Annotated in this window: 22 protein-coding genes and 1 tRNA gene; 8 read left to right on the forward strand and 15 right to left on the reverse strand. The window is 64.9% G+C overall.

Going from position 1 to position 24,657, the window contains the following annotated elements; all coding sequences use genetic code 11:
• Nucleotides 1–98 precede the first annotated feature (98 nt).
• Together G455_RS0103530 and G455_RS0103535 are read left to right on the forward strand one after the other, a co-directional pair.
• Nucleotides 99–1,382, forward strand: coding sequence for a 4-aminobutyrate--2-oxoglutarate transaminase (locus G455_RS0103530; protein WP_028092418.1), 1,284 nt, complete (start codon nucleotides 99–101; stop codon nucleotides 1,380–1,382).
• Entirely contained in the window at nucleotides 1,379–2,854 is a 1,476-nt protein-coding gene (locus G455_RS0103535; protein WP_028092419.1) for an NAD-dependent succinate-semialdehyde dehydrogenase, read from the forward strand. Before G455_RS0103530 ends, G455_RS0103535 begins: the two co-directional genes overlap by 4 nt.
• 115 nt (nucleotides 2,855–2,969) lie before the next feature.
• Here G455_RS0103535 and phbB read toward each other — a convergent pair whose 3' ends face one another.
• Genes phbB through G455_RS0103550 form a run of 3 tightly spaced genes read right to left on the reverse strand, consistent with a single transcriptional unit; the run spans nucleotide 2,970 to nucleotide 5,953 of the window.
• Entirely contained in the window at nucleotides 2,970–3,692 is a 723-nt protein-coding gene (gene phbB, locus G455_RS0103540) for an acetoacetyl-CoA reductase (RefSeq protein WP_028092420.1), read from the reverse strand.
• A 33-nt stretch (nucleotides 3,693–3,725) separates the two neighbouring features.
• Entirely contained in the window at nucleotides 3,726–4,499 is a 774-nt protein-coding gene (fabI, locus tag G455_RS0103545) for an enoyl-ACP reductase FabI (RefSeq protein ID WP_028092421.1), read from the reverse strand.
• A gap of 41 nt (nucleotides 4,500–4,540) precedes the next feature.
• A complete protein-coding gene (locus tag G455_RS0103550) occupies nucleotides 4,541–5,953 on the reverse strand; it encodes a bifunctional enoyl-CoA hydratase/phosphate acetyltransferase (RefSeq protein ID WP_028092422.1) in 1,413 nt (470 codons plus the stop codon).
• 454 nt (nucleotides 5,954–6,407) lie between these two features.
• Here G455_RS0103550 and G455_RS0103555 point away from each other — a divergent pair, with 454 nt between their 5' ends.
• Nucleotides 6,408–8,384, forward strand: a complete 1,977-nt coding sequence (locus G455_RS0103555) for a phosphatase PAP2 family protein (protein WP_084436981.1) — start codon at nucleotides 6,408–6,410, stop codon at nucleotides 8,382–8,384.
• Between the two features lie 198 nt (nucleotides 8,385–8,582).
• Here the strand turns inward: G455_RS0103555 and G455_RS0103560 are convergent.
• The 4 genes from G455_RS0103560 to G455_RS0103575 all read right to left on the reverse strand — a co-directional run bounded on the left by G455_RS0103560 (nucleotide 8,583) and on the right by G455_RS0103575 (nucleotide 12,299).
• A tRNA-Arg gene (locus tag G455_RS0103560) sits at nucleotides 8,583–8,659 on the reverse strand.
• 107 nt (nucleotides 8,660–8,766) lie between these two features.
• On the reverse strand, nucleotides 8,767–10,167 hold the full coding sequence (locus G455_RS0103565; RefSeq protein WP_028092424.1) for a sensor histidine kinase: 1,401 nt from the start codon (nucleotides 10,165–10,167) through the stop codon (nucleotides 8,767–8,769).
• A 15-nt stretch (nucleotides 10,168–10,182) separates the two neighbouring features.
• Nucleotides 10,183–11,553, reverse strand: a complete 1,371-nt coding sequence (locus G455_RS0103570; RefSeq protein WP_028092425.1) for a dihydrolipoyl dehydrogenase family protein — start codon at nucleotides 11,551–11,553, stop codon at nucleotides 10,183–10,185.
• 2 nt (nucleotides 11,554–11,555) lie between these two features.
• The gene (locus G455_RS0103575; RefSeq protein WP_084436982.1) at nucleotides 11,556–12,299 is read right to left on the reverse strand and encodes a TVP38/TMEM64 family protein; all 744 of its coding nucleotides are present in this window, start codon (nucleotides 12,297–12,299) and stop codon (nucleotides 11,556–11,558) included.
• A gap of 288 nt (nucleotides 12,300–12,587) precedes the next feature.
• Between G455_RS0103575 and rpmH the strand changes: the two genes are divergently transcribed.
• The 3 genes from rpmH to yidD are packed head-to-tail and all read left to right on the forward strand — an operon-like array spanning nucleotide 12,588 to nucleotide 13,432.
• A complete protein-coding gene (gene rpmH, locus G455_RS0103580; RefSeq protein WP_028092427.1) occupies nucleotides 12,588–12,722 on the forward strand; it encodes a 50S ribosomal protein L34 in 135 nt (44 codons plus the stop codon).
• Between the two features lie 24 nt (nucleotides 12,723–12,746).
• Nucleotides 12,747–13,187 (forward strand): ribonuclease P protein component, encoded by a 441-nt coding sequence (rnpA, locus tag G455_RS0103585; protein WP_028092428.1) that lies wholly within the window; start codon nucleotides 12,747–12,749, stop codon nucleotides 13,185–13,187.
• Nucleotides 13,184–13,432, forward strand: coding sequence for a membrane protein insertion efficiency factor YidD (yidD, locus tag G455_RS0103590; RefSeq protein WP_028092429.1), 249 nt, complete (start codon nucleotides 13,184–13,186; stop codon nucleotides 13,430–13,432). Before rnpA ends, yidD begins: the two co-directional genes overlap by 4 nt.
• Nucleotides 13,433–13,560: 128 nt before the next feature.
• On the opposite strand, the gene G455_RS0103595 is transcribed toward yidD, so the two are convergent.
• Nucleotides 13,561–14,334: a LamB/YcsF family protein gene (locus G455_RS0103595; RefSeq protein ID WP_028092430.1), complete on the reverse strand. Its 774-nt coding sequence runs from the start codon at nucleotides 14,332–14,334 to the stop codon at nucleotides 13,561–13,563.
• A 477-nt stretch (nucleotides 14,335–14,811) separates the two neighbouring features.
• On the opposite strand from G455_RS0103595, the gene G455_RS0103600 reads away from it, so the two are divergent.
• Both G455_RS0103600 and G455_RS0103605 read left to right on the forward strand, forming a co-directional pair.
• Complete coding sequence (locus G455_RS0103600) at nucleotides 14,812–16,197, forward strand: aminotransferase family protein (RefSeq protein WP_028092431.1); 1,386 nt, start codon at nucleotides 14,812–14,814, stop codon at nucleotides 16,195–16,197.
• A 161-nt stretch (nucleotides 16,198–16,358) separates the two neighbouring features.
• On the forward strand, nucleotides 16,359–17,777 hold the full coding sequence (locus G455_RS0103605; RefSeq protein ID WP_028092432.1) for an amidase: 1,419 nt from the start codon (nucleotides 16,359–16,361) through the stop codon (nucleotides 17,775–17,777).
• A gap of 210 nt (nucleotides 17,778–17,987) precedes the next feature.
• Here G455_RS0103605 and G455_RS0103610 read toward each other — a convergent pair whose 3' ends face one another.
• From G455_RS0103610 to G455_RS0103640, 7 genes are all read right to left on the reverse strand, one after another.
• Nucleotides 17,988–18,335: an ankyrin repeat domain-containing protein gene (locus G455_RS0103610; RefSeq protein ID WP_154664331.1), complete on the reverse strand. Its 348-nt coding sequence runs from the start codon at nucleotides 18,333–18,335 to the stop codon at nucleotides 17,988–17,990.
• Between the two features lie 329 nt (nucleotides 18,336–18,664).
• Nucleotides 18,665–19,111, reverse strand: coding sequence for a phosphatase domain-containing protein (locus G455_RS0103615; RefSeq protein WP_028092434.1), 447 nt, complete (start codon nucleotides 19,109–19,111; stop codon nucleotides 18,665–18,667).
• Between the two features lie 14 nt (nucleotides 19,112–19,125).
• A complete protein-coding gene (locus G455_RS0103620; RefSeq protein ID WP_028092435.1) occupies nucleotides 19,126–19,686 on the reverse strand; it encodes a histidine phosphatase family protein in 561 nt (186 codons plus the stop codon).
• Entirely contained in the window at nucleotides 19,683–20,753 is a 1,071-nt protein-coding gene (locus tag G455_RS0103625) for an MBL fold metallo-hydrolase (RefSeq protein WP_028092436.1), read from the reverse strand. The genes G455_RS0103620 and G455_RS0103625 overlap by 4 nt, the downstream gene beginning before the upstream one ends.
• Nucleotides 20,746–21,804: an ABC transporter ATP-binding protein gene (locus tag G455_RS0103630; RefSeq protein ID WP_028092437.1), complete on the reverse strand. Its 1,059-nt coding sequence runs from the start codon at nucleotides 21,802–21,804 to the stop codon at nucleotides 20,746–20,748. Before G455_RS0103630 ends, G455_RS0103625 begins: the two co-directional genes overlap by 8 nt.
• The gene (locus tag G455_RS0103635) at nucleotides 21,792–23,489 is read right to left on the reverse strand and encodes an ABC transporter permease (protein WP_154664332.1); all 1,698 of its coding nucleotides are present in this window, start codon (nucleotides 23,487–23,489) and stop codon (nucleotides 21,792–21,794) included. Before G455_RS0103635 ends, G455_RS0103630 begins: the two co-directional genes overlap by 13 nt.
• Before the next feature lie 8 nt (nucleotides 23,490–23,497).
• Nucleotides 23,498–24,466: an ABC transporter substrate-binding protein gene (locus tag G455_RS0103640; RefSeq protein ID WP_035366064.1), complete on the reverse strand. Its 969-nt coding sequence runs from the start codon at nucleotides 24,464–24,466 to the stop codon at nucleotides 23,498–23,500.
• Between the last annotated feature and the right edge of the window lie 191 nt (nucleotides 24,467–24,657).

The raw sequence follows: 24,657 nt of genomic DNA on the forward strand, positions 1-24,657 counted from the left end.
ACAGACTTTTTTTGCCATCTGGAAACACTAGGGTTGCTGCCTGTCCGGGGGCGCCCCGGGCCGGGGCCAAGACCCCGTTCATTCGAGAGGACATCAGGATGTCGAACGCAGACCTCGCCGCCCGCCGCGCGGCCGCAGTTGCCCGCGGCGTGGGCGTGCAGACCCAGATTTATGCCGAACGCGCCCAGAATGCGGAAGTCTGGGACATCGAAGGCAACCGCTATATCGACTTCGCCGCCGGTATCGCCGTGGTGAACACCGGCCACCGTCACCCCAAGGTGATGGCCGCGGTCGAAAAGCAACTGGGCAGCTTCACCCACACCTGCCACCAGATCCTGCCCTATGAGCCCTATGTGCGTCTAGCCGAACGGCTGAACGATCTGGTTCCGGGCGATTTCGCCAAGAAGACGGTCTTCGTCACCACCGGCGCCGAGGCGGTCGAGAACGCCATCAAGGTCGCCCGCGCCGCCACCGGGCGCAGCGCCATCATCGCCTTTGGCGGAGGCTTCCATGGCCGTACCTTCATGGGGATGAGCCTGACCGGCAAGGTCGCGCCCTACAAGATCGGCTTTGGCGCGATGATGCCCGATGTCTATCACATCCCCTTCCCGGTCGAACTGCACGGCGGCACCGTCGCCGCGACGATGGAAACCATCGAACGGCTGTTCAAGGCCGATCTCGACCCCGCCCGCGTCGCCGGTATCATCATCGAGCCGGTGCAGGGCGAAGGCGGCTTCTATCCCGCGCCCGCCGAGCTGATGCGCGCCCTGCGCAAGCTCTGCGACACCCATGGCATCGTGATGATCGCCGACGAGGTGCAGACCGGATTTGCCCGCACCGGCCATCTCTTCGCGATGGAAGGCTATGACGTCGCCGCCGATATCACCACCATGGCCAAGGGACTGGGGGGCGGTCTGCCGATTTCCGCCGTCACCGGCCGGGCCGAGCTGATGGACGCAGCCATTCCGGGCGGTCTGGGGGGCACCTATGGCGGCAACCCGCTGGGCGTCGCCGCCGGCAATGCCGTGCTCGACGTGATCGAGGAGGAAGACCTCTGCGGCCGCGCCAATGAACTGGGCGCCCGTCTGCGTCAACGACTGGAAGCGATCCGCGAGACCACGCCGCAGATCATCGACGTGCGCGGCCCTGGGCTTATGGTGGCGGCCGAGTTCAACACCGCCGACGGCAGCAAACCCAGCCCCGAGTTCACCAATGCGGTGCGGATCGAGGCCGAGAAACGCGGGCTGATCCTGCTGACCTGCGGCGTCTATGGCAACGTCATCCGCTTCCTGGCACCGCTGACCATCCAGGACGAGGTCTTTGCCGAGGCACTCGACATCCTCGAAACCGCCATCGAAGCCGCCAAGGAGGCAGATGCATGACCGCGACCTTCCCAACCGCCCGCCCGTTGAAGGACCCGAGCCTGCTGGAAACCCGCGCCTATGTGAACGGTGAATGGATCGCGACGGAGAAAACCTTCGCGGTCCACGATCCAGCCACCGGCGCCTGCATCGCCCATGTCGCCGATCTTGGCGCCGCCGAGGCCGCCGCAGCGATCGACGCGGCCCATGCCGCACAACCCGCCTGGGAGGAGTGGACCGGCAAGGAACGCGCCACGGTCCTGCGCAAATGGTTCGACCTGATGATAGAGAACGCCGATGATCTGGCCAGCATCCTCTGCGCCGAAATGGGCAAGCCCTGGGCGGAATCGCGGGGCGAGATCCTCTATGGCGCCTCCTTCATCGAATGGTTCGCCGAAGAGGCCAAGCGCATCTATGGCGACGTGATCCCTGGCCACCAGCGCGACAAGCGCATCGTGGTGCTGAAACAGCCCGTGGGGGTCGTGGGTTCGATCACACCGTGGAACTTCCCCAATGCGATGATCGCCCGCAAGGTCGCCCCGGCGCTGGCCGCCGGCTGTTCCTTCGTCGCCCGCCCTGCCGAGCTGACGCCGCTGTCGGCACTGGCGATGGCGGTGCTGGCCGAGCGCGCAGGTGTGCCCGCCGGCATCTTCAACGTGATCCCCGGCAGCGATGCGGCCGGCGTGGGGCAAGAGCTGTGCACCAACCCGAAGGTGTCGAAGATCACCTTCACCGGATCGACCCGGGTGGGACAAATCTTGATGCAGCAATGCGCCCCCACCATCAAGAAGATGTCGCTGGAGCTGGGCGGAAATGCCCCCTTCATCGTCTTTGACGATGCCGATCTGGATGCCGCAGTCGAGGGCGCCATGATCGCCAAGTACCGCAACAACGGCCAGACCTGCGTCTGCGCCAACCGGATCTATGTGCAGGCCGGTGTCTATGACGCCTTCGCCGAAAAGCTGAAGGCCAAGGTCGGCACGCTGAAGCTGGGCAACGGCTTTGACGAGGGGGTGACCACCGGCCCGCTGATCTCTGAGGCGGCGCTTGCCAAGGTCGAACGCCATATTGCCGATGCGGTCGAAAAGGGTGCTGAAGTGATCGAGGGCGGCCAGCGGTCGAACCTGGGCGGCACCTATTTTCGGCCCACCGTCCTGATCGGCGCCAAGCCGGGCATGCAGGTGGCGAAAGAAGAAACCTTCGGCCCGCTCGCCCCGCTCTTCAAGTTCGAGGACGAGGCAGAGGTGATCGCCATGGCGAATGACAGCGACTTCGGTCTGGCCAGCTATTTCTACAGCCGCGACATGGCCCGGGTCTGGCGTGTCGCCGAGAAACTGGAAAGCGGCATGGTCGGCATCAACACCGGCCTGATCTCGACCGAGGTGGCGCCGTTCGGCGGCATCAAGCAATCGGGGCTGGGCCGCGAGGGATCGAAATACGGGATCGAGGATTACCTCGAGATCAAATACCTCTGCCTGGGCGAGATCGCCTGACACACCGACATACCGGCGGTTCACTCTCCCCTTCGGACCGCCGCACTCAGTCGATCCTCGCATGCTGAGATCGCCGCGCCCCCGACCATCGGGGGCGCGTTTTTCATGTCCGAACTTACGTCAGATACTGGCCGCCGTTCGCCGTCAGGGTCGAGCCGGTGATGAAGCCCGCGTCGTCCGAGGCCAGGAAGACCACGCAGCGCGCGATATCCTCGGGCTCGCCTAGGTGGCCCACCGGGATCTGGGCGGTGATGGCATCGCGGATCTTCTGTTCCACCGCCATGACCATATCGGTGGCGATATAGCCCGGGCAGATCGCGTTGATGGTGATCCCGGCGCGCGCGCCTTCCTGCGCCAGTGCCTTGACGAAGCCGATATCGCCGGCCTTGGCGGCGGAATAGTTCGCCTGCCCCGCCTGCCCCTTCTGCCCGTTGATCGACGAGATGCAGACCACCCGGCCGAACTTGCGTTCACGCATGCCGGCCCAGACGTTATGCGTCATGTTGAAGGCGCCGGTCAGGTTGGTGTCGATCACCTCGCGCCATTGCTGCGGCGTCATCTTGTGAAAGAAGGCGTCGCGGGTGATGCCGGCGTTATTGACCAGCACCGAGACCGGGCCCAGCGCCGCCTCGACCTCGGCCACGCCCTTGGCACAAGCCTCGTAATCCGCGACCGACCACTTGAAGGCCTGAATCCCGGTTTCCTCGGTAAAGGCCTTCGCCGCTTCGTCGTTGCCGGCATAATTCGCAGCGACGCTGTAGCCTGCCTCCTTCAACGCGATACTGGTCGCACGACCGATGCCCCGGGTCCCGCCAGTGACGATTGCAACTTTGGTCATTGTCCTCTCCTTACAATGATCATGGCCTGCTGATCAGGCCATGAGGTGAAAACTGTTGTCGGCGTAGATGACCGATCCGCTCATCGGACTGGCCGCTTCGCTGGCGAGGAAGGCCGCAATGCGCCCCACCTCTTCGATGGAAACGAGCTGATGCGACGGCGTGCGTTCCCGCACCCGGTCGATCAATTCGTCAAAATGGGCGATGCCCGATGCCGCGCGGGTCTTGATCGGCCCCGCCGAGAGCGCAAAGACACGGATATTGTCCTTCGCCAGATCGGCCGCGGCATAGCGCACGCTGGCCTCCAGCGCCGCCTTTACCGGCCCCATCAGGTTGTAATCCTCGACCACCCGATCGGCGCCGAAATAGCTGACCGTCATCAAAGAACCGCCTTCCGCCATCAAGGGCCGGGAAAGCTTGGCCATACGCAGGAAGGAATGGCACGAGATATCCATCGCAAGAGCAAAGCCTTCGGCCGAAGAGTTCACAACACTTGTATGCAAATCCTCGCGCGGGGCGAATGCGATGGAATGAAGCAGGAAATCCAGCCGCCCCCAGGTCTTGTCTATCGCTTCGAACACGGTTTCCAGCTGACCCGGCTCGCGTACCTCGCAGGGCAGGAACAGCGGCACCGACAGCTCGTCAACCACCGGCTGGATAAAGGGTTTCGAGGTATCACTGCGATAGGTGATTGCCACCTCAGCCCCCGCGCCGCAAAAGGCCCGGGCACAGCCCGCCGCGATGCTGTGCACATTTGCCACCCCGACCACCAGGCCGCGTTTACCAGCAAGATCGACATGTTTTTGCACTTCTCAATCTCCTCTCGAAGGGAGTGAATGATGTCACCTCGTCACGCGACACGATCTACCGCAGCGCCCCTCCGGGCGGCGGCCAGCTTCGCCAAAGCGGCTGACGCGATCCGTGCGCTCATCGGATCGGCGCGGCTGGTCAAGACGATCGGCACCCGCGCCCCCAGAACCAGCCCCGCCGCCGTGGCATTTCCGAAATAGATCAATTGCTTGGCCAACATGTCACCGGCCTCGAGGTTCGGCACCAGAAGGATGTCCGCCTGCCCCGCCACGGACGAGGTGATCCGCTTGGTCGCTGCGGCCTCGGCATTGATGGCATTGTCGAAAGCCAAGGGCCCATCGACGATTGCGCCCGAGATCTGGCCACGTGCCGCCATCGCGGTCAGCGCTGCGGCGTCGATGGTCGCCGGCATCTGCGGGTTGACCGTTTCCACTGCCGCAAGCGCCGCAACCATGGGCCGCTCGACCCCCAGCAGATGCATCAGATCGACGGCGTTCTGGCAGATATCCCGTTTGTGCTCCAGCGTCGGCAGGATATTGACGTTGGCATCCGTCACCATCACCAGCTTGGAATATGCCGGCACATCCATCGCGTAGACATGGCTGATCCGCCGACCTGTCCTGAGCCCCGATCCATGCGCCGTTACCGCGCCCAGCAACTCATCACTGCGGATCGAGCCCTTGACCAACATCGAAACCCGCCCCGACACCGCCAGATCGACCGCGCGGGAGGCGGCGGCATGGCTGTGGGGCACCGGTTCGATCTCGATCCCATCGAGCGACAGGCCGGTTTCCTCGGCCAGGGCACGGATCTTGGCCTCCGGACCGATCAGAAGCGGGTCGAGCAAGCCTGCGTCGCGCACCTCGATCGCGGCGCGCAGCGCGGCAACGGAACAGGGGTGCACTACCGCTGCCCTGACCAACGGCAAGGCGCGGGCTTCGTCGATGAAAGCCCCGTACCGGCTGGGGCGCCGGATGGTCACCTCGGGCAAGCTGGTGGCCGGCAGACTGACCGGCTCGTCCGGCGCCTTGACGGTGGCAAGCCCAGACAGAACATCCTTGCCGTTCTGATTGGTGCAGACCGTTTCCAACGTCACCCGACGGTCGCGTTCACGCTTTTCGATCACCCGCACCGTGGCAGTGATGGTATCCCCGGGAGAGACCGGCCGCAAAAAACGGATTTCCTGGCCCAGATAGATTGTCCCCGGCCCAGGCAACCGGGTCCCCAATACAGCTGAAACCAACGCGGCGGTCCACATGCCATGCGCGATCACATGACCAAAGATACCCTTTTCGGCGAACACCGGATTGAGATGCGCCGGGTTGGTATCGCCCGACACGGTGGCGAAAAGCGTGATGTCATCCGGCCCGACCGTTCGCGTCAGGCTGGCGCTGTCATCGACCTCGAGCTGGTCGAAAACGCGGTTGGACAAGATTTCGGAGGGTAATGTCATCGGAACCTCTTTCATGTTTCCGCCAGCCCCCGGCCCCTCCCCGAGCTCTCCAAACCATCTGGCGGCCTCTAAACCGGCATAGATACCGCCTGTGACATCCAGTTGAACATTCACCCGGCCCCTCCCCTTCCGCGACGAAGGCAGCTCACCTTATAGTTGAATTCAACTTTTCCCTGCCCGAAAGGCAGAAGCAACCGCCAAAGAAGTTTGGATTTTCCCGATTTCCACCATTCGCCCAATCGCCCGTTTCTCAGGCGGCTCTGCCCGGTTCGGCATCGCCTTTCCAAGAAAGCGAACGGCCCGGACCTCGGAATCGTGATCGAGGTCATGCTATCGCGGACCGGAATAGGGTTGATCATCCCCCAAAAATCACGAGGTTGGACCCTTGGGCCGCTTCCCGGAACGCAGCTGAGCACCCGGAGGCTGAATTACCTTTCGACCAGCCGGATGCAGGATGCACGACCTCCTCTCTCACCTCTTGCCCACCTTGGACTCCTTCGGAATCTGGTCCTACTGGATCATCGGCCTTTTCTCCTTTCTCGAGGGCTGGTGGGTCAGCGGTGCCATTGCCCCAGGCACCCTGGTGGTGGATGCAGGGGGCGCGCTGGTACGCCTTGGGCACCTCGATTTCTTCGATCTGGTCTGGTTCGTCGCCATCGGCGCGATCCTCGGCGGAGAAGCGAGCTGGCATTCCGGCAAATGGCTGGGCGGACGGATCCGCATGCCACAAAACAAGAGGTTCCTGCGCGCACAGGATCTCGTGCGGCGCCGGGGCCCCTTCGCCGTGGTGCTCGGGCGGTTTCTCGGCCCCATCGCCGGGCTGGCCGCCCTGGCCGCCGCCCTGTCCGGGATGAGCCGGCGCCAGTTCGTCATCTGGAACATCGTCAGCAGCTTTCTGTATGCGCTGACCCATGTCATGATCGGCTATGCGGCGGGTGAGTTTCTGGCGCGGCTGTCGCCCTATCTGCCGAGGCTGGCCCTGCCGTTGGGACTGCTGGCGGCGGTGATCGCGATCACCTGGATCATCACCCGGCAGATACAGCGCGGCATGCCCGCATTGCGCGCCGGGTTTTCCGCGCTGCGCAACCGGGCCGAGACCTGGCCCCCGGCAGCAAGAGCGGCAGCCCGTCACCCCCGCGCGGCCCGCTTTCTGGCGCGGCGCTTCGATCCGGGCCAGGGCGGCGGACTTCTTACCAGCGCGGTCGTCGTTCTTGTCGCCTATCTGACAGGACTTCTCATTGACGGTGCCCTGGATCTGAAGCTGGTGCCGGATACTGTCGCTCTCGATCAGCGCACCGCCAACCTGGCCCATGCCTACTGGTCGCCCGGATGGCTGCGCGCCGCCGGCTGGTTCACCCAGGCAGGCCATGCCCCCGTCGCCACCCTGGCGGCCCTGGGCTGCATCCTGGGCTTTGCCGCCTTCGGCCGCCGCGCCGCGGCCCTGGGGCTGGCCGTCGCGGTGGTCGGCAACGCGATCACGGTAACAGCGCTGAAGCTTCTTGTCGGGCGCGCGCGCCCCGAGCTGTCCTATTTCCTTGAGACCTCCAATAGCTTCCCCTCCGGCCATGCCGCGATCTCGGTCGCGTTTTACGGCACATTGGCCCTGATGCTCTGGCGTGAACGGATCATTGGCCCCACCACGGCACTGATCGCCGGCGTCGGCATGGCAACCAGCCTTGGCCTGACCCGCATCTATCTGGTCGAACACTATCTTTCCGATGTTCTCAACGGCTGGGTCGTTGGCGGCATCTGGCTGGTCATCGGCCTGGGCCTCGCCGAAGGCATGCGCCAGAAGGCCGCCCCGCCGCCGCGCATACGCCGTCTCGCCGGTCTCTGCGCGGCGCTGATCTGCTTTTGTGGTGCAGGTTGGCTGGCACTCTATCACACCAAGAGCCCCGCAGAGCGTGTGGCAATCGCCGCGACCATCGTCCCGGATTTGTCGGATGACACTGCCATCGCCGCCCTTCCGACCGAGGTGGTCTCACTGGACGGCAGCCGCCGCGCGCCCGTGGGCCTGTTGGTGGCAGGAGCCACCGCGTCCGACCTCGGGACGATCCTGACAGCCGCCGGCTGGAGCGAGGTTCCACCGCCCTCCCTCCTGTCGGTCCTTACGGCCATCCGCTCCGACCTGGAGGGCCTGCACCCGGGGCCCTCGGCCACCGCGCCGCTCGCCTTTTACAGGGCCTCGCCTGCAGAGGTCACGCTGCGGGACAACCGGCTGGACAGCCTGTTGCGCGTCTGGACAATCGGGACCACCCCCACGGGCAGGCCGCTGCTGGCACTGGCCTTCGGCCCGGAGGGCAACACTCCGACCTGGCAGGAGGATCACGTCATTGAAGCAGTCTGTACAGTGCTGCGCAGCGCCGATCAGGGCCAGGACATCCAGTTGTGGGCCCTGCCCCCGGGGCTGACGCCTGCCGCGACCAACTAGCGCGAGAAACGGCAGAAAACCCCCGATCAGGGGCAAAACCGCAAAGAGGGCAGCATAGCCCGCTCGCCAATTGAGCCCATGGGTTCATCGCCGCGAGGCGCATGGCACACAGTCACGTTCAGATGCAAATATCTTAGGGAACATGCTGACGGGTAAGCTGGAACAACCGCCAATTTACTTAATCTTTTCAGATGTAAGTGGCGGACCGAGGAGGATTCGAACCCCCGACCCCTTGATTCGTAGTCAAGTACTCTATCCAGCTGAGCTATCGGTCCACTGGGGGAGCATCTACAGTTCCCAATCGGGGTTTGCAACACCCATTTTGATGTTTTTTCACAGTGGCGTCACATAAAGTCAGATTGCGCCGCGCCGGCCCGATGGATCAGCCCGTCACCACCTCAAGCGCGGTCATGGAACGCGGCAGGCGGATGATGAAAACGGTCCCCTCCGGCCCGGTTTCCGCCAGCTCAAGCGTGCCACCATGGCCGCGCACCAGCTCTGCCGAAATCGCCAGACCCAACCCCGAACCACCGGCCCGCGCCCCGCCCCGAAACGGGGTAAAAAGATTTTCCCGTGCCTTGGCTGGCAGCCCCGGCCCGGTATCGGCGACCTCGATCCACCAGCTATCGTTGTCTTCCCGCGCGGTTACCGTCACCCGTCCCGGACGGTGGCTCGCCTCCAGTGCCTGACGTGCATTCCGCACGAGGTTCATAATCACCCGGAACAGCTGTTCGGGGTCTGCCCTGAGCTCCAGCCCTTCGGGCACGCGGTTTTCCAACGTCACCTCAGGCCCGCTCAAGGCCAGCCTTTCGCTGTCGATCACATCGCCGGTGATACTGACTAGGGAAACCATCCTAAGCGCTGGCGGCGGCTCCTCCGCCCGCCCGAAGGCCAGCGTGCTTTCGCACAGCGACACCGCCCGCGAGATCGAATTCACCAGCTTCGGCGCCAGCCGACGCACGCTGGGATCCTCGCTGGCCTCGATCCGGTCGGTGATCAGCTGCGCGCTGGTCAGGATGTTGCGCAGATCGTGGCTGACCTTGGCCACCGCACCGCCAAGCTGGGCCATACGCTCACGCTGTTTCAGAAACTGGGTCAATTCGGTCTGAAGCTGCAATAACGCTTCCTCGGCCTCACGCAACTCCATCACTCCCGCCGATGGGCGGATGATTCCCCGCGCATCCTCCGGCGCGGCGGCATAGCGTTTCATGTAGCCCACGACCCCCTTGATCGGGCGCACCAGCACGATTCGCACCGCCACGAACAGCAGCAGCGCCGTGACGATCGAGATCACCGCCGACAACACCAGGATACGCAAGCCATAGTCAATCATGGCCGTACGCAGCGGTGCCGTTGCGATCGTGACCTCGATCAGCAGACCTGCGTCCTGGGTCGGCGCGCCGATCACCCGGACAATCTGATTCTCAGGCGTGAACAACCGCCTGATGGCATCACGGATCAGAATCGCCGCCCCGGCATCGCGCAGATCATAGGTATTCGCGATCGGCTCGGGGATCGGCGAGGACAGCATGAGCTGGCGCATCTCGTTCCGGCGCAGAACCACGTTGAACACCTGTGCGTTGCGCAACAGCTCTTTCTCAAGGTCGCTATCCAGCATGTCATCGGCCAGCAACGCCATCGAGGCGATCTGCGCCCGTTCCAGCCGGTCATGCAGATAATCGACCCTGTAACGCGCGATCGAGGGCACAAAGATCAACACTTCGGCCAACATGACGAAGACCGTGGTCAGGATCAGAAATCGCCCCGAAAGCGTATTCAACATCGAACCCTATCCCGGTCAGGGCAGGTGTCGCTGTACCGCCCGGACCATTCGTTTGACCGCCTGACTATCAAACAGCCTGCCCGAGAAATAGGCCCCCGCCAGCCGTTTGTTAAGTTCACCCAACGTCGGATAAGGCAAGACGGCATTGGCAATCGCACTTATTTTCAGGCGATTGGCCATCACCAGGGCCCACAGGCCGATCAGGTCGCCGGCGCCATCGCCCAGAATCGAAACGCCCACCGGACGGCCACGCACCACCATCAGCTTGGCGAATCCTTCGGTTCGCGCCTCGGTCACCGCGCGATCGTTGTCGGCGTAATCGGTGCGAAAGACCTCCAGCCGGTCGCCATAACGGACACGCGCCTCAGCCTCGGTCAGGCCGATCTGGGCAAGCTCGGGATCCGTATAGGTGACCCTGGGGATATGATCGCCGCGCGCCCTGGCCGGCAGAGCGAAAAGGGCCGATCGCAGAATGATTCCCGCGTGATAGCCTGCCAGATGGGTGAATTGCCCCTGCCCCGCGACATCCCCCGCGGCGTAAACCCGGCGATTCGTCGTGCGCAGCCGCACGTCGGTACGCAGACCGGTCTCTGTCGCCTCGATCCCCGCGGTCTCGAGATTGAGCCGCGCCAGATCGGCCCGCCGCCCCAAGGCCAGCAACAGGTGGCTGCCGCTGACCTGCCGGCCATGATCGAGATCGAGCCGGACCGCCCCGGCGCCCCCGGCGACGGCGACAAGCCGGGCGGCCTCGATGATCTCCACCCCCTCGGCGCGCAAACGATCCAGCACCGGCGCGACCAGATCGGGGTCCTCGCGCGCCAGGGCCCGACCTGCGTCAATCAGCGTCACCCGGGCGCCGAGCCGAACATGCGCCTGCGCCATCTCCACCCCCACGGGACCAGCCCCGGCGATCAGCAGATGATCCGGACAGGCTCGCAGATCGAACAGTGATTCGGTGGTCAGAAAGGGGACCTCCGTCAGCCCCGGGAGCGGCGGCACCACCGGGACCGACCCAGTGGCGATCACCACCCGGCGGGCCCGGATCACCACACCGTCGACCTCGACCTCCCTGGGCGAGGTGAAACGCCCGATGCCGCGGATCACCAGAACCCCCAGCCCTTCGAACCGCGCCTGACTGTCATGCGGGGCAATGGCGGCAATCGCCCGGGCCGCCTGCTGCATCGCCTCGGCATAGGTCTCGCCCCGCCGCGCCGCCGCCAGCAACGCCTTGGAGGGCACACAGCCGGTATTCAGGCAATCGCCCCCCATTCGGTGGGCTTCAAGCATCACCACCCGCGCGCCCATCTGCGCCGCTCCCGCCGCGACCGATAGCCCAGCAGCACCGGCACCGATGACCAGAATATCGGGTGTGAGAGGCGCCGCCATGATCAGCCCGCCACGCCACGCCGCAGCCGCTTCAACGCGACCGGCAGAGCCGCCAGGACGCATAGCGCCAGAATCGGCCCCAGTACATAGGGTTGCCAGATCAGCGACAGATCGGGACTGCCGCCACGCGCAAAGATGGCCCCGACACCGACACCGATCCAGGTGAAGACCAGCGCCCCGGGAATGATTCCCACCGCCGTGGTCCAGAAAAACCGGCCAAAGCGCACCCCCGCCAGCGCCGGCAGCAGATTGGCCAGGAAGAAAGGCATCACAGGCACCAGCCGCAACAGCAACAGCACGTTGATTTCATGATCACGCAGCGCCGCGCGCCAGCGGGCAAGCCGCCCCTCGGACAGCGCCATACGCGCCGCAAGCGCCTCTCCCGCACCCCAGCGGGCAACCAGGAAGATCACCGAGGCGCCAAGCGTCGCGCCGAGAATATTCAGCGCGACCCCGGGCAGAAGACCGAACAGGAAGCCACCGGTGACCGAGACCACCGCCGCCCCCGGCAGCGACAGCGCCACCACCAGCACATAAACAGCGACAAAGCCCAGGGCCATCAGCCCCATGTGATCGTCGCGAAAGGCCAGCAAGACGGAACGATTGTCGCGCAGGGTCTCGAAACTCAGTGTATCGCCCAGCGTCAACGCCCCCCAAAGCCCGCCGGCCAGCAAGGCCACCAGGGGGATCAGGCGCAGCACGCGGCGCAACGGCCGCGCCTCGGGAGAAGGGTTCGACACGCTCATGGATATAAAGATGCGCAGGTTGCGACGAAAACGACAGCCCCTTCACGCCAGGGTGATGATCGCGCCTTCCATCGTGAGAAATGCCCCCCGATTTCGCGACCAGCCCGGGATTTCGCCGCCCGGCACAGGCAAAGAGGGGAAAATTGTTGCAGTTTCCCTACGGTTTTCACCCGAATCCCTCTGCTCAGGGTTTGACTTGGAGAGAATCCCGCCGTAAAGGACGGGCCTCGAATAACAGACGGGAGGCGAATCCGCGCCGCACCCGACCGCTAGATTGGAGACGGAGCGATGAAACGCACCTTTCAACCCTCGAACCTGGTTCGCAAGCGCCGCCACGGTTTCCGCGCCCGCATGGCCACCAAGGCCGGCCGCAAGGTCCTGAACGCGCGCCGCGCCCGCGGCCGCAAGTCGCTGAGCGCATAACCCAGCCGCCCTGGGTACAGACTCATGACACCGCCGGAGGCCCCCGAAGCAACTACGGGGATACAGCCCCCGGCGGTTTCATCATGCCCCAAGGCCCAAAAGCACCGGCTTCAGGTGCTCAGGAAACGCGCCGATTTCCTGGCCGCTGCCCGCGCTCGCCGGCAGGCGACCAAGGGGATGGTGGTGCAGGCACGTCGCCGTCCCGAGGGGCACACGGCCCTGGGCGTGCGAATTGGCTATACCTGTTCGAAGAAGATCGGCAACGCCGTGGCGCGGAACCGCGCCAAGAGGCGACTGCGCGCCGTGGCGCGCGAGCTGATGCCGGCACTTGGCGTCGAGGGCTGGGATTACGTGCTGATCGGACGGCGCGAGGACACCATCGCGCGATCCTATGACGCGCTGCTGAACGATCTGAAATATGCGATGAAGAAGCTTCACGCAGATCGTTCCACGCCCCGCGCATGACCCCGCTCGCCCATATCGCCGCCCTGCCCGTCCGCGCCTATCGGCTGATCTTCAGCCCTTGGGTCGGGCATAATTGCCGGTATCAGCCGACCTGCAGCGCCTATGCGCTGGAGGCACTGGAGAAACATGGCGCGATCAAGGGAAGCTGGCTGGCGCTGCGACGCATCGGCCGATGCCATCCCTTCGGCAGCTCAGGCTATGATCCGGTGCCCGAGCCGAAGCAGAGGCCCAACCGGAAAATCTGACGAAAGTTCTGATGCCGGCGCATCGCGCCCATCGCCGTCACTGGGGCCCTGCCCCCGTCTCCTTCGGAGCCTCCCCCGGGATATTTCCAGCCAGAAAAAGCCCGGGGAGGTTTATCGCCCCAGTGGAGTTAGCCGCGCCGGCCCTCAAAGGGGAGAATGGCGATGCCGGCGGCCTGCAGGTTGTCACGCACCGCGCCGGCCAAAGCGACCGCTTCGGCGGTATCGCCATGCAGGCAGATACTGTCGATGGCTGCCGGCAGCCGCTTGCCGCTTTCGGTCACGATCGCGCCCTCTTCCACCATCTGGCGAATTCGCGGCCCGGCCAGCGCCGGATCGTGGATCACCGCGCCGGGCAACCGCCGATCGACCAGCGTTCCGTCATCGTTATAGGCGCGGTCGGCGAAGATCTCTCCGGCCCAGCGTGCGCCAAGCGAGCGGGCGGCGCGCTCCTGCGCCGTGGTGGCGAGCACCAGCAGGATAATGTCGGGATCAACGGAGAGGGCGGCCTGGTAGCAGGCGCGCGCCAATGTCTCGTCCTCGGAGGCCATGTTGGCGAGCGCACCGTGCAGCTTGAGGTGACGCAGGGGCGCACCGGCGGCGCGCGCCATCGCCTGCGCCGCGCCAAGCTGATACCGCACCGCATTGGCCAGGCTGTCCTGCGGCACCTGCATCCGATGGCGTCCGAAGCCCTGCAGATCGGCAAAGCCCGGATGAGCGCCGAGGCCCACGCCATTGGCCGCCGCCTGCGCCATGGTGCGGGCCATCACATCGGGGTCGCCGGCGTGAAAGCCGCAGGCGATATTGGCCGAGCTCACCACCCGCAGCAGCGCCGCGTCGTCGCCCATCGTCCAGGCGCCGAAACTTTCCCCCATATCTGCGTTGAGATCGACGGATCGGCTCATGTCAGTGTCCTCTTTCTGCGCGGGGCCGCCCCCGCCGATCGGGTCATATCCCAACGGACCGGGAATGTCGCGCAGTTCAGCCCCCATCAGGTCACGCAACAGTCTGCCCCGGCAAGCGAAAGCGGGAATGCCTGACGATTTGCGCATTTTCAAGGTAGCAGCTCTTGAACCGACCGGATGCGAGACCCGGGTCCCTCCCCCGGATCGCGTATCCTATCCGGATGACCCTGATCTCTTGCGCTTTTCGCAAGCCTTCCATGGGCTTTGTGCCGCGGACCTACCGCGACGATTTCCGCGCCCAGCCCGGAGACCCGGGCCGAGACAAAGCCCGCGGCAGCCTGGACTTATCACATCCCCCGATCTGGACCTACGGAACGCTGGATTTTTGGCGTTTGTGAGAGGTAGCCGCACCCGCCGCCCCGGACTCACCGGGGTTTCGGTGCATCGGTGCTCTGCCGACATTCGAAAGGATCTGCCATGGACGGCGTATTCAATGAAAACGACATCAGCCACATCGTGGACGCCGACAAGGCCCACGTCTGGCACCATCTGACCCAGCACAAGGCCTTCGAGACCGGCGACCCCCGCATCATCCTCGAAGGCAAGGGCATGCGCGTCTGGGACCAGAAGGGCAAGGAATACCTCGATGCCGTGTCCGGCGGGGTCTGGACCGTCAACGTCGGCTATGGCCGCGAATCCATCGCCAAGGCGGTCTATGACCAGCTCATCAAACTGTGCTATTTCGCGCAATCCGCCGGTTCGATCCCCGGGTCGCTGTTCTCGGAAAAGCTGATCTCGAAGATGCCCGGGATGAGCCGCGTCTATTATTGCAACTCCGGCTCGGAAGCGAACGAGAAGGTGTTCAAGATGGTGCGCCAGATCGCGCACAAGAAATACGGCGGCAAGAAACACAAGATCCTGTTCCGCGACCGCGACTATCATGGCGGGACGCTGGCCACCATGTCGGCCGGCGGCCAGGAGGAACGCGTGGCGCAATACGGCCCGCTGGCGCCGGGGTTCGTCAAGGTTCCGCATTGCATGGAATACCGCGCCCAGTGGGATCTGAGCGGCGAGGCCTATGGCCAGCGCGCGGCCGATGCCATCGAAGAGGTGATCCTGGCCGAGGGCCCGGAGACCGTCGGCGCCATCTGCCTTGAGCCGGTAACCGCCGGTGGTGGTGTCATCACGCCCCCCCCGGGCTATTGGGAACGGGTGCAGGAGATCTGCAAGAAATACGACGTGCTGCTGCATATCGACGAAGTCGTCTGCGGCATCGGCCGCACCGGCACCTGGTTCGGTTACCAGCAATATGGCATCAAGCCCGATTTCGTGACCATGGCCAAGGGTGTCGCCTCGGGCTATGCGGCGATCGCCTGCATGGTGACCACCGAGGAAGTCTTTGACATGTTCAAGGACGACGCCAGCGATCCGATGAACTATTTCCGCGACATCTCGACCTTCGGCGGCTGCGCGGCCGGCCCGGCGGCGGCGCTGGAGAACATGCGCATCATCGAGGACGAGAACCTCTTGGACAACTGCACCGCCATGGGCGAGCGGATGATGGGCAACCTTGAGGCGCTGATGGAAAAGCACAAGGTTATCGGCGATGTCCGCGGCAAGGGGCTGTTCCTGGGCGCCGAACTGGTCGCCGACCGTGGCACCAAGGAAGCGGTCGACGAAAAGCTGGTCGGTCAGGTCGTTGCCGAATGCGGCGCCCAGGGCGTGCTGATCGGGGCCACCAACCGGTCGATCCCCGGGCTGAACAACGTTCTGTGCTTCTCGCCGGCGCTGATCGCCACCGCCGACGATATCGACCAGATCACCGACACCGTCGACCGCGCCCTGACCAAGGCCTTCGGCTGACCCCCGGTGCGGGACATCCCCACATCCCCGCAATTTCTGCGGTCAGAGCATTGTAAGCCGGGCCCCACAAGGCCCGGCTTTTTTGCGCCTTAAAGGGCGCCAAGACCGCCTGCGGGCATTCCGTCCGACAGGCTTGCAACAGGATAGGAAGGACCCCCAACATGAGTTCTGAGCTTTGGGCCTGGACCGCCAGCGAACTGGCCGACGCGATCAGTGCCGGCCGCATCAGCAGCGTCGAGGCGACCGAAAGCGCGCTGGCGCGGATGGAGGCGGTGAACGGCCCGATCAACGCTGTGGTCGACCCGCTGCCCGAGCAGGCGATGGAGGCCGCCCGCGCCGCCGATGCCGAGCTGAAGACCTCGGGCCCGCGCGGGCCGCTGCACGGCGTGCCGATCACGGTGAAGATCAACGTCGACTACAAGGGCCGCGCCACCACCAACGGGGTGGTCGCCTACAAGGATCTGATCGCCCCCGAGGACGGCTCGGTGGTCAGGAACCTCAGGGCCTCGGGCGCGGTGATCATCGGGCGAACCAATACGCCCTGCTATTCGATGCGCGGCTGCACCAGCAACGATCTGCACGGCCATACCTATAACCCGCATGACAAGACGCTGACCCCCGGCGGGTCGTCCGGCGGCGCTGGATCGGCCACCGCGGCGGGCATCGGCGCCATGGGTCATGGCAACGACATCGGCGGATCGGTGCGCTATCCGGCCTATTGCTGCGGCATCTACGGGCTGCGCCCGACCGCAGGCATCACCGCCGCTTACAACCCCAGCCAATTGGCCGAACGACCGATCGTGTCGCAGATGTCCTCGGTCCAAGGGCCGCTGGCGCGCTCGGTCGAAGATATCCGCATCACCATGCAGGCGCTGGCCCAGCCCGATCCGCGCGATATCTGGCAAGTGCCGCTGAGCACCATGTTCGACGCACCGCTGGAACACCGGCCCTGCAAGGTCGCCATGCTGGCCGAGACGGATGAAAGCCAGGTCGACCCCGAGGTCACCGCCGCGATCCGCCAGGCCGGCGCCATCCTGGCCGAGGCCGGCTATCAGGTCGAAGAGGTTCAGACGCCCTCGTTCCACGAGGCGATGATGTTCTGGCGGCTGATCCTCGGTAACGAGATGCGCGGCGGGCTCTATCAACTCATGCTGAAGAACGGCGACGAGAAGCTGAAGAAATCCATGGCGCTGATGCTGGAGGGTATCCCGGAGATCGAGGGGCGGGAGGAATTCCTGCAGGCCTTCGCCAAACGCTCCACCCTGCTCAGGCAATGGCAGATGTTCTTCGTCGATTATCCCATCGTGCTGACGGCGATGACCTGGATCAAACCCTATCTGGACGATCTGGATGTGATCGACGGCACCGACTCCGATTGGTTCTTCCGCGCCCACGGGCCGATGATGGGCACGCCGACGCTGGGGCTGCCCGGTCTGTCGGTGCCGGTGGGGACCGTGCCGGGCGTGCCGATGGGAGTTCAGCTGATCTCGGACCGCTACGGCGATCGCCGCCTGCTCGAGGCCGGTGCAGTGCTGGAACGTGCCATCGGGGCGACCCTGCCGATCGACCCGCGCGGCTGATTGACGGCCCCAAAAGGGAACTTCCCCAAACCGCGACGTGACCGGCAGCAAACCACAGGTGCAAGACCAACCGCTTGCTGCCGGCGCGAACCGATCAGAGGTGCGCAGTTGCCTCGAACGGTCGGGATCGCTCACGGATTTCCCGATCAGAGAGCGGCGGCTGCGGACCAAAGAACGGCCCGCACCCCCAATATCCTTCCTGCCGCCCCCTCAGGGGCGCAGTTCTTTCCCGCCATGGGCAAGCAGAAGCTCAACGATGTCGTCGTTGCGATTTGCCTTGGCGCGCACAAGCGGGGAATAGCCTTCGAAATCCAGTGCATTGACGTCGGCCCCATTATCCAGAAGGAACTGGGCGATCTCGATGTTGCCGACCATGCTTGCAAGATGCAAAGGCGTATAGCCGCCCGACACGGAGGTGATCAGAGCCGGATCATTCTTCATCACCTGAAGCGCCTGATCGTTCGTACCCGACCAGATCAGGTCATTCAGTGCTGCATCTCCGGCCAGAGCGGGCCCGCAAAGGCTCGCAGCGATCAGGACGGCGGAAAGAAGTCTCATCGTAAATTCCAATATCAGTGTCTCGTCCGCGCCCCATATCCTGCGAGGGCACGAAGTAACATATTTAAAAGTATTGGAAATTTACGTGATCGCTCAATTTTGGCATGACCGGCGCATTTCCGCCAAGGGGAACGCGCCCGCGCAGTCGGCGGACGCATCTTCCTCTGTCGGAGTGACCTCAGGCGGCGGCTTTCAGCCGTCTCCCGTCCAGAGCCGCCCACGAGAGGACACCCGGCGTCAACAGTATCGCTCAGCGGGGGGATGCAACACGTCGCCTCGCCAACCGAGCGGATTTGTTCGAAGAGCCGAGCCTCAGAAGTCACCCAACCTCAGAAATCCCCGGGGGCGCATTGCAGGCAGACAAGGCCGGCGTTGCGCCAGAACTCCACCACCGCGCTGCGGTCATCGACCACCAGCCAGGGGGTGAACCCATCCGCGCGCATCTTGTCCAGAAGATGCGATTTCACATCCGGATCGGACCAGGTGTCCGCCCCCTCCGGGCGCAGATAGATGCCATCATAGGCAAGACCGGCGCGCGCCAGCCAATCCTCGGTCCGATGCTGCCAGCCCGCCGGTCGGCCGGAGCACAGCACGATCCCCTCGCCCGACTGCCGCAGCCGGTTCAGCAGCCGCGCCACCGGTTCGATCACCGCCGTGTCGTGCATGGCGTCGTGAAACGCGTCCCAATGCTTGTCCTCGCCGTGGACCAGATGGCCCAGCCGGTCGGCATCAAATCGCGCCAGGGTGCCATCAATATCGAAAACCACGCATTCCATTATCGTTCCTTTCGTCAGTCTTTCGCGCCGGCAGCCTGCCAGACGCGATCCCCCCAGCCGCCTGTGGCTGGGGTAAAGAGGATGGGCGTCGCATTGGCCGCGCGCGCCCCGTGTTCACTGCCACCGGTCAGCCGGCGCACAGCGCGGATGGTGCCGGAATGAGCCACCAGAACCGGCAACCCTTCACGTGGATCACTCAGCGCGCCAACCAGGGCGGCATGTACCCGCGCCAACATGTCGGCCCAGGCCTCGCCCGCCTCGGGCGTGTCTTCGCGGCGGATCATCTCGGCCTGTGGCCGCCCCTCCAGCGCCCCCCAATCGCGTTCACGCAGCCCCTCGACGACCAGAGCCACCCGCCCCGGAAACCCCAGCGCGGCAGTTTCGCGCGCCCGGTCCTGCGGGCTGACGAAGACCAGCGGCTCCGCCGGCCAGACCAGCCGCGCCAGCGCCGCCGCCTCGGCCCGCCCCTTGTCGGTCAATTGCGCCTCGATCCGGCCGGCGATCAGACCGGCGCAGTTGGCGTCGGTCTCACCATGGCGGATAAGGATGAAGGCTCGATCAGGCAGCGGCGTCATAGGGTGATCTTTTCGTGAAAGAAGACATCGGCGCCGGTGCGGTCGACCACCAGATACTCCTCGGGCAGAGTACAGAACAGCGGCGCATAGCGTTTCGCCCCCAGCCGCCGCACCAGCCCGAGCTGATCGCGCAACGGCGGGTGGACGTTCCAGCGGGTGAAATGGCCACCCGGATGGGCACAGATGGCACGGGCGTGTGCCGTCATATGGCCGGTGAAGACCACATGGAAATCCTGGCCCAGCCTCCCGGCGTCGCGGGCGGCCTTTACCAGCGTCCAGGCCATGCCGCCATCCGCGTTGGGGGTATCGCAGATCAGGAACCGCGCCGCCGGGTCGAAGGGCTTGTCCAACAGCGGCCGGATCGCGCCGGCGCTGTCGGCGATGCCCGCCGCAGGCCCCGCCGCCAGCGCCTGGGCGACGAAATCGCGGCAGGTGTCGTCCAGCCGCACGTCGCCCTGATCCATCAGGTGCAGCGCCAGCTCTCCTGCCCGGCCCGAGGGCGGCACCGGCAACAGCACGGTGCCCGGCAGCCAGCGCAGCAGCGCGTTCAGATCGGCCTTGCGCCGGTCCTGCGTCACATCGTCCAAGTGATAGGAGGCGTCGATCAGCGCGGTTTCCGCCGCCGGCGGCTCGTCAAAGCCGAACCAATGGGATTCCTCCGACCAGTCGCCGGAATAGAACAGCCCGCCGCCCAGATCGAAATGGAACCAGACCCCGCCCAGAGCATGGCCGTTGCGGCCCGTCGTCAGCCGTACGCCCTCGATCTCGATCTGTCCGCGCACCGGAATTTCGTGCACTTCCGCCCCCGGCGGCAACGACCGCGCGGTGATCGCAGTGGTATAGATCGGCAGGCCGGCGCCGATTGCATGGGCAGCACCACCGATATGATCGACGTGATCATGGGTGATGAAGACGGCATCGGCCCCCTCCAGCCAGGCCGGATCGAAGGGAGAGCTCGCCTCGGGGCCATGGCCGCAATCCAGCAACCAGACGCGGCCCCGATGGGTCAGCCGCAGACAGGCCGGCCCCTTGTCGCCGACGCCCGAAAGAACCTCTATCTCAGCCATGGGCCACCTCCGCGGCAAAGCCCCAGGGCCGCCCGATCGTCAGGCCGAGCGAGGCGCCCTGACGCACCCGCGCGGTGCTGAAGGCCACCAGATCGAGCCCGCCTTCGGCAATCAGCCGCAGCCGGAACCGCCCGCCCAGATAGGTGCATTGGCGCACCTCGGCACGCAGCGCGCCCTCATCACCCAGAGTGATATCCTCCGGTCGGATGCATAGCCGATCCGGCCCTGCCACCCGGGCGCGGGCGGACACCTCCTGCCCCAGCAGTCGCACCGTAACGTCGCCAGTGTCTGAAGGACCGCAAGGCTCCACCGGCACCACGGCCCCGTCACCGACGAAGCCCGCGACAAAGGCGTCGGCGGGTTCACTATAGAGAACCTCGGGCGTGGCGAATTGCCGGATCCGGCCGCCATCCATCACCGCCACCCGGTCGGCCATCGCCATCGCCTCGGTCTGGTCATGCGTGACATAGACCATGGTGGCGCCGGTGCGTTGGTGAAAGGCGGCGAACGCTTCCTGCATCGTGGCGCGCAGCGACAGGTCGAGGTTGGCGAGCGGTTCGTCCAGCAGCACGGCAGAAGGATCGGCGACCAGGCTGCGCGCCAGGGCGACCCGCTGCCGCTGTCCACCCGACAGCGCCGCCGGCATCCGGTCGGCATAATCGGTGAGCCCGGTCATCTCCAGCGCGGCGGCGACGCGCGTGCGACGCTCTGCCCTGGAAAACCCGCGCACCTCCAACGGATAGGCGACGTTGCGCGCCACGCTCATATGCGGCCAAAGCGCATAGGACTGGAACACGATGCCCATGTTCCGCTCTTCCGGCGGCAGAAGCTTGCCGCTCCGGGCGGAGGCGACGAGTGTCCCGTCAACCGCGATCTCGCCTTCGGTCGGCGCCTCGAAACCCGCCAACAGGCGCAGCAGCGTGGTCTTGCCGCAACCCGAGGGACCGAGGAGCGCGACGAATTCGCCATCGTCAAACGTGGCGGACACCTCGGTCAGCGCCACATGGCTGTCAAAGCGCTTGCCGAGTGCGGTCAATGTCAGTTCTGCCATGGCACAACTCCCTTGGGCAGGCGGCGGGAAGCGAGCTGGATCGCGCCCATCAGTACGATCACCACCCCCACCACCGCGACGGAGACAGCCGAGGCCATCACCGTCTCGCCACTGTCTTCGAGGTTGAAGATCACCACCCCCAGCGTCTCGGTCCCCGAGGACCAGAGAAGCGCGGAAACGGTCAATTCGTTGAAAGCGGTCAGAAAGACCAGGATCGCCCCGGCCGCCGCCGCCGGCGCGGTGAGCGGCAGGATGATCGTCCGCAGCCGCCGGCCCAGGCTGGCGCCGGCCGATTGCGCCGCCTCCTCCATCGCCGGATCGAGCTGCGCCAGCGCCGATTGCACCGGGCGCAGCATCACGGTGAAGAACCGCGCGATATAGGCGATGAAGATGATCCAGATGGTGCCGTAAAGCGTCAAATCGGTAAGCGGCAGATTGATGAACAGAAGAATGCAAGCGATCGCCAGCACCACGCCCGGCAGCGCATAGGGCAGATCGACCAGCAGGTCGAAAGTGCGGCTCAGCCGGTTGGGGCGGCGCAGCATCACCCAGGCCAGGGGCAGGCTGATCGCCATCAGCACCACCGCCGCGCCAGTGGCCAGCAGGAAGGAATTGCCAAAGGCCCGCGCGGTCACCGGTTGGCGGAACAGCGCCTCGTACCAGCCGCCAAGGCTGATCGTCTGCCAATTCAGCGGCACCCCATAGGCTGGCACCAGAGAGGTGGCGGCCAGCGCCAGGAGCGGCAACACCAGAATGGCGAAGATCACCAGCCACAGCGCCAGTTCCACCGGCAGCCGCAGGTGCCTGAGGCTGACCTCGAGCGGGCGGTTGGCCAGACCGATCAGCCCATAGGCACGCCGCCGCAGGAACAGCCGGTTCAAAAGCACCCCGGCCAGTGCCACGACGCCGATCAGCAACGCCAGAACCGCCACTTCGGTCAGTACCGAAGTGCCCAACCCCGCCAGCCGCTGATAAATCAGCGTCGGCAGGGTGGAATACCCCGCCGGTATCCCCAGCATCGCCGGGATGCCGAAATTGCCAAGCGCGGTGACAAAGGCCATGGCGGTGCCGGCTGCAAGGCTCGGCACGCTCAGAGGCAACACCACCTGCCACCAGAGCCTGAGCCCACGGGCACCGGAAATCCGCGCCGCCTCGACCGCCTCGGGCGGGATGGCCCGCAATCCGGCGCGCAGGGTCAGGAATACGATGGAGGTATGTTGAATGCCCAGCAGCACGGCGATCCCCAGCGGCGAATGCAGCGGCTGCGGCGAACCGAGCGGCGGCGCCAGACCGATGGTCTTCAGCAGCACGGACGACGGCCCCATCACCTGGGTCCAGGCCAGGGCGGTGATCTGCGGCGGGATCATCATCGGGATCATCAGGCAGAAAACCAGCGCCCCCTTGGCCCGGATATCGGTCAGCGCCACCAGAAAGGCGAAAGCACCGCCCAGAATCACCGAGATCACCGTCCCCACCCCGGCAGTGAAGATCGAATGCCACAGCGCCGACAGCGTGGTCGACTGCGCCAGAACCTCGGCCACAGGCGCCAGACTGAAACCCGCGGGGCCAGAGACGCCTTCGACCAGCAGACGAACGACAGGCGCCAGCGTCAGCAGGATCGCCAGCCCCATCAAGGCGGAAAGCAGCCAGTCGCCCGACCGGCTGCCCCCCATGTTCGTTGCCATCTTCGGCGTCATTTCACACCGAAGATCTCAGCAAAGCGGGTCTTGTTCGCTTCGGCGTTTTTCAGCGCAGCAGCCGGATCGAAGGCCATCAGCTTGATCTCTTCACGCGCTGGGAAACCTTCAGGCATGCCGGTATCGGGCCGTGCCGGGATATATCCCATATCGACAACCAGTTTCTGGCCCGTCTCGCTCAGCACGAAGTCGACGAATTTCTCAGCCGCCGGCACGTTCTTCGCCGTCGACAGGATCGCCACCGGCTCGGTCACATAAGAGACTCCCTCGGCCGGAAAGACGAATTTGACCGGCGAGCCCTTGGCCATGTTCCGGATCGCCAGGAAATCGACAACCATGCCATAGGGTTTTTCGCCCGAGGCAACTGCCTTGAAAGTGCCGCCATTGCCACCCTCGGCCCGCGCATGTTCGGCTGCCAGCTTTTCATAGAAATCCCAACCCAGCGCCGGATTGCCGGTCAGCGTGGCCAGATGAATCAGCGCCGCGCCGGAATAGAGCGGCGACGGCATCGCGATCATGTTGTCCATCCCGTCGCCCGCCAGATCGGCCCAGGCCAGCGGCGCCTTGGCGGCCCCGGTGTTATAGACGATGCCGGTGGTGATCACCTTGGTCGAATAATAATAGCCGTCCGCACTGTAGAGCGCCGGGTCATAGGCCACGGCCTCGGGCGACTTGTAGGCCAGCAGTTCGCCCTTCTGCGCCATGCCTTCCATGGTCACGGAATCGGCGATCAGCAGCACGTCGGGCTGCGGTGCGCCGGCCTCGATCTCGGCGGTCAGGCGGGCCATCAGCTTGGTGGTGCCGTCGCGCACCCAATCAACCTTGATGCCGGGGTTGGCCGCCTCGAAGGCATCGACGGTCTGCTGGGCATCCGCATTGGGCTGCGAGGTATAGAGGGTCAGGGTTTCAGCCTGGGCACCGAAGGGCACGGCCAGGGCGAGAAGGGCGGCAAAGCGCAGTTTCATCAGGGGCTCCTATGGTCCAATCTGCCTTTCGTTCGAAAGCCAAGATGCGGCCTCCGGCGAATGGCCCCCGGCTATAGACGCCGCATGACAGCTTCGTGACACTCGGCAAAAAACAGCAAAAATAAATTCCTTTGCAGAAATGGAGCGTCAGGCTAGGCAAGGGATTGGCGAAAACCACTTTCGAAGGAAAA

This window comes from Pseudodonghicola xiamenensis DSM 18339 (genome assembly GCF_000429365.1).
Taxonomy (GTDB): Bacteria; Pseudomonadota; Alphaproteobacteria; order Rhodobacterales; family Rhodobacteraceae; genus Pseudodonghicola; species Pseudodonghicola xiamenensis.

Bases quoted from the DNA above. Each gene is read 5' to 3' on its own strand.
- G455_RS0103530 (WP_028092418.1), top strand. From the start codon at position 99: ATGTCGAACGCAGACCTCGCCGCCCGCCGCGCGGCCGCAGTTGCCCGC.
- G455_RS0103535 (WP_028092419.1), top strand. From the start codon at position 1,379: ATGACCGCGACCTTCCCAACCGCCCGCCCGTTGAAGGACCCGAGCCTG.
- phbB (WP_028092420.1), bottom strand. From the start codon at position 3,692: ATGACCAAAGTTGCAATCGTCACTGGCGGGACCCGGGGCATCGGTCGT.
- G455_RS0103550 (WP_028092422.1), bottom strand. From the start codon at position 5,953: ATGACATTACCCTCCGAAATCTTGTCCAACCGCGTTTTCGACCAGCTC.
- G455_RS0103555 (WP_084436981.1), top strand. From the start codon at position 6,408: ATGCACGACCTCCTCTCTCACCTCTTGCCCACCTTGGACTCCTTCGGA.
- G455_RS0103565 (WP_028092424.1), bottom strand. From the start codon at position 10,167: ATGTTGAATACGCTTTCGGGGCGATTTCTGATCCTGACCACGGTCTTC.
- G455_RS0103570 (WP_028092425.1), bottom strand. From the start codon at position 11,553: ATGGCGGCGCCTCTCACACCCGATATTCTGGTCATCGGTGCCGGTGCT.
- G455_RS0103575 (WP_084436982.1), bottom strand. From the start codon at position 12,299: ATGAGCGTGTCGAACCCTTCTCCCGAGGCGCGGCCGTTGCGCCGCGTG.
- rpmH (WP_028092427.1), top strand. From the start codon at position 12,588: ATGAAACGCACCTTTCAACCCTCGAACCTGGTTCGCAAGCGCCGCCAC.
- rnpA (WP_028092428.1), top strand. From the start codon at position 12,747: ATGACACCGCCGGAGGCCCCCGAAGCAACTACGGGGATACAGCCCCCG.
- yidD (WP_028092429.1), top strand. From the start codon at position 13,184: ATGACCCCGCTCGCCCATATCGCCGCCCTGCCCGTCCGCGCCTATCGG.
- G455_RS0103595 (WP_028092430.1), bottom strand. From the start codon at position 14,334: ATGAGCCGATCCGTCGATCTCAACGCAGATATGGGGGAAAGTTTCGGC.
- G455_RS0103600 (WP_028092431.1), top strand. From the start codon at position 14,812: ATGGACGGCGTATTCAATGAAAACGACATCAGCCACATCGTGGACGCC.
- G455_RS0103605 (WP_028092432.1), top strand. From the start codon at position 16,359: ATGAGTTCTGAGCTTTGGGCCTGGACCGCCAGCGAACTGGCCGACGCG.
- G455_RS0103610 (WP_154664331.1), bottom strand. From the start codon at position 18,335: ATGAGACTTCTTTCCGCCGTCCTGATCGCTGCGAGCCTTTGCGGGCCC.
- G455_RS0103615 (WP_028092434.1), bottom strand. From the start codon at position 19,111: ATGGAATGCGTGGTTTTCGATATTGATGGCACCCTGGCGCGATTTGAT.
- G455_RS0103620 (WP_028092435.1), bottom strand. From the start codon at position 19,686: ATGACGCCGCTGCCTGATCGAGCCTTCATCCTTATCCGCCATGGTGAG.
- G455_RS0103625 (WP_028092436.1), bottom strand. From the start codon at position 20,753: ATGGCTGAGATAGAGGTTCTTTCGGGCGTCGGCGACAAGGGGCCGGCC.
- G455_RS0103630 (WP_028092437.1), bottom strand. From the start codon at position 21,804: ATGGCAGAACTGACATTGACCGCACTCGGCAAGCGCTTTGACAGCCAT.
- G455_RS0103635 (WP_154664332.1), bottom strand. From the start codon at position 23,489: ATGGCAACGAACATGGGGGGCAGCCGGTCGGGCGACTGGCTGCTTTCC.
- G455_RS0103640 (WP_035366064.1), bottom strand. From the start codon at position 24,466: ATGAAACTGCGCTTTGCCGCCCTTCTCGCCCTGGCCGTGCCCTTCGGT.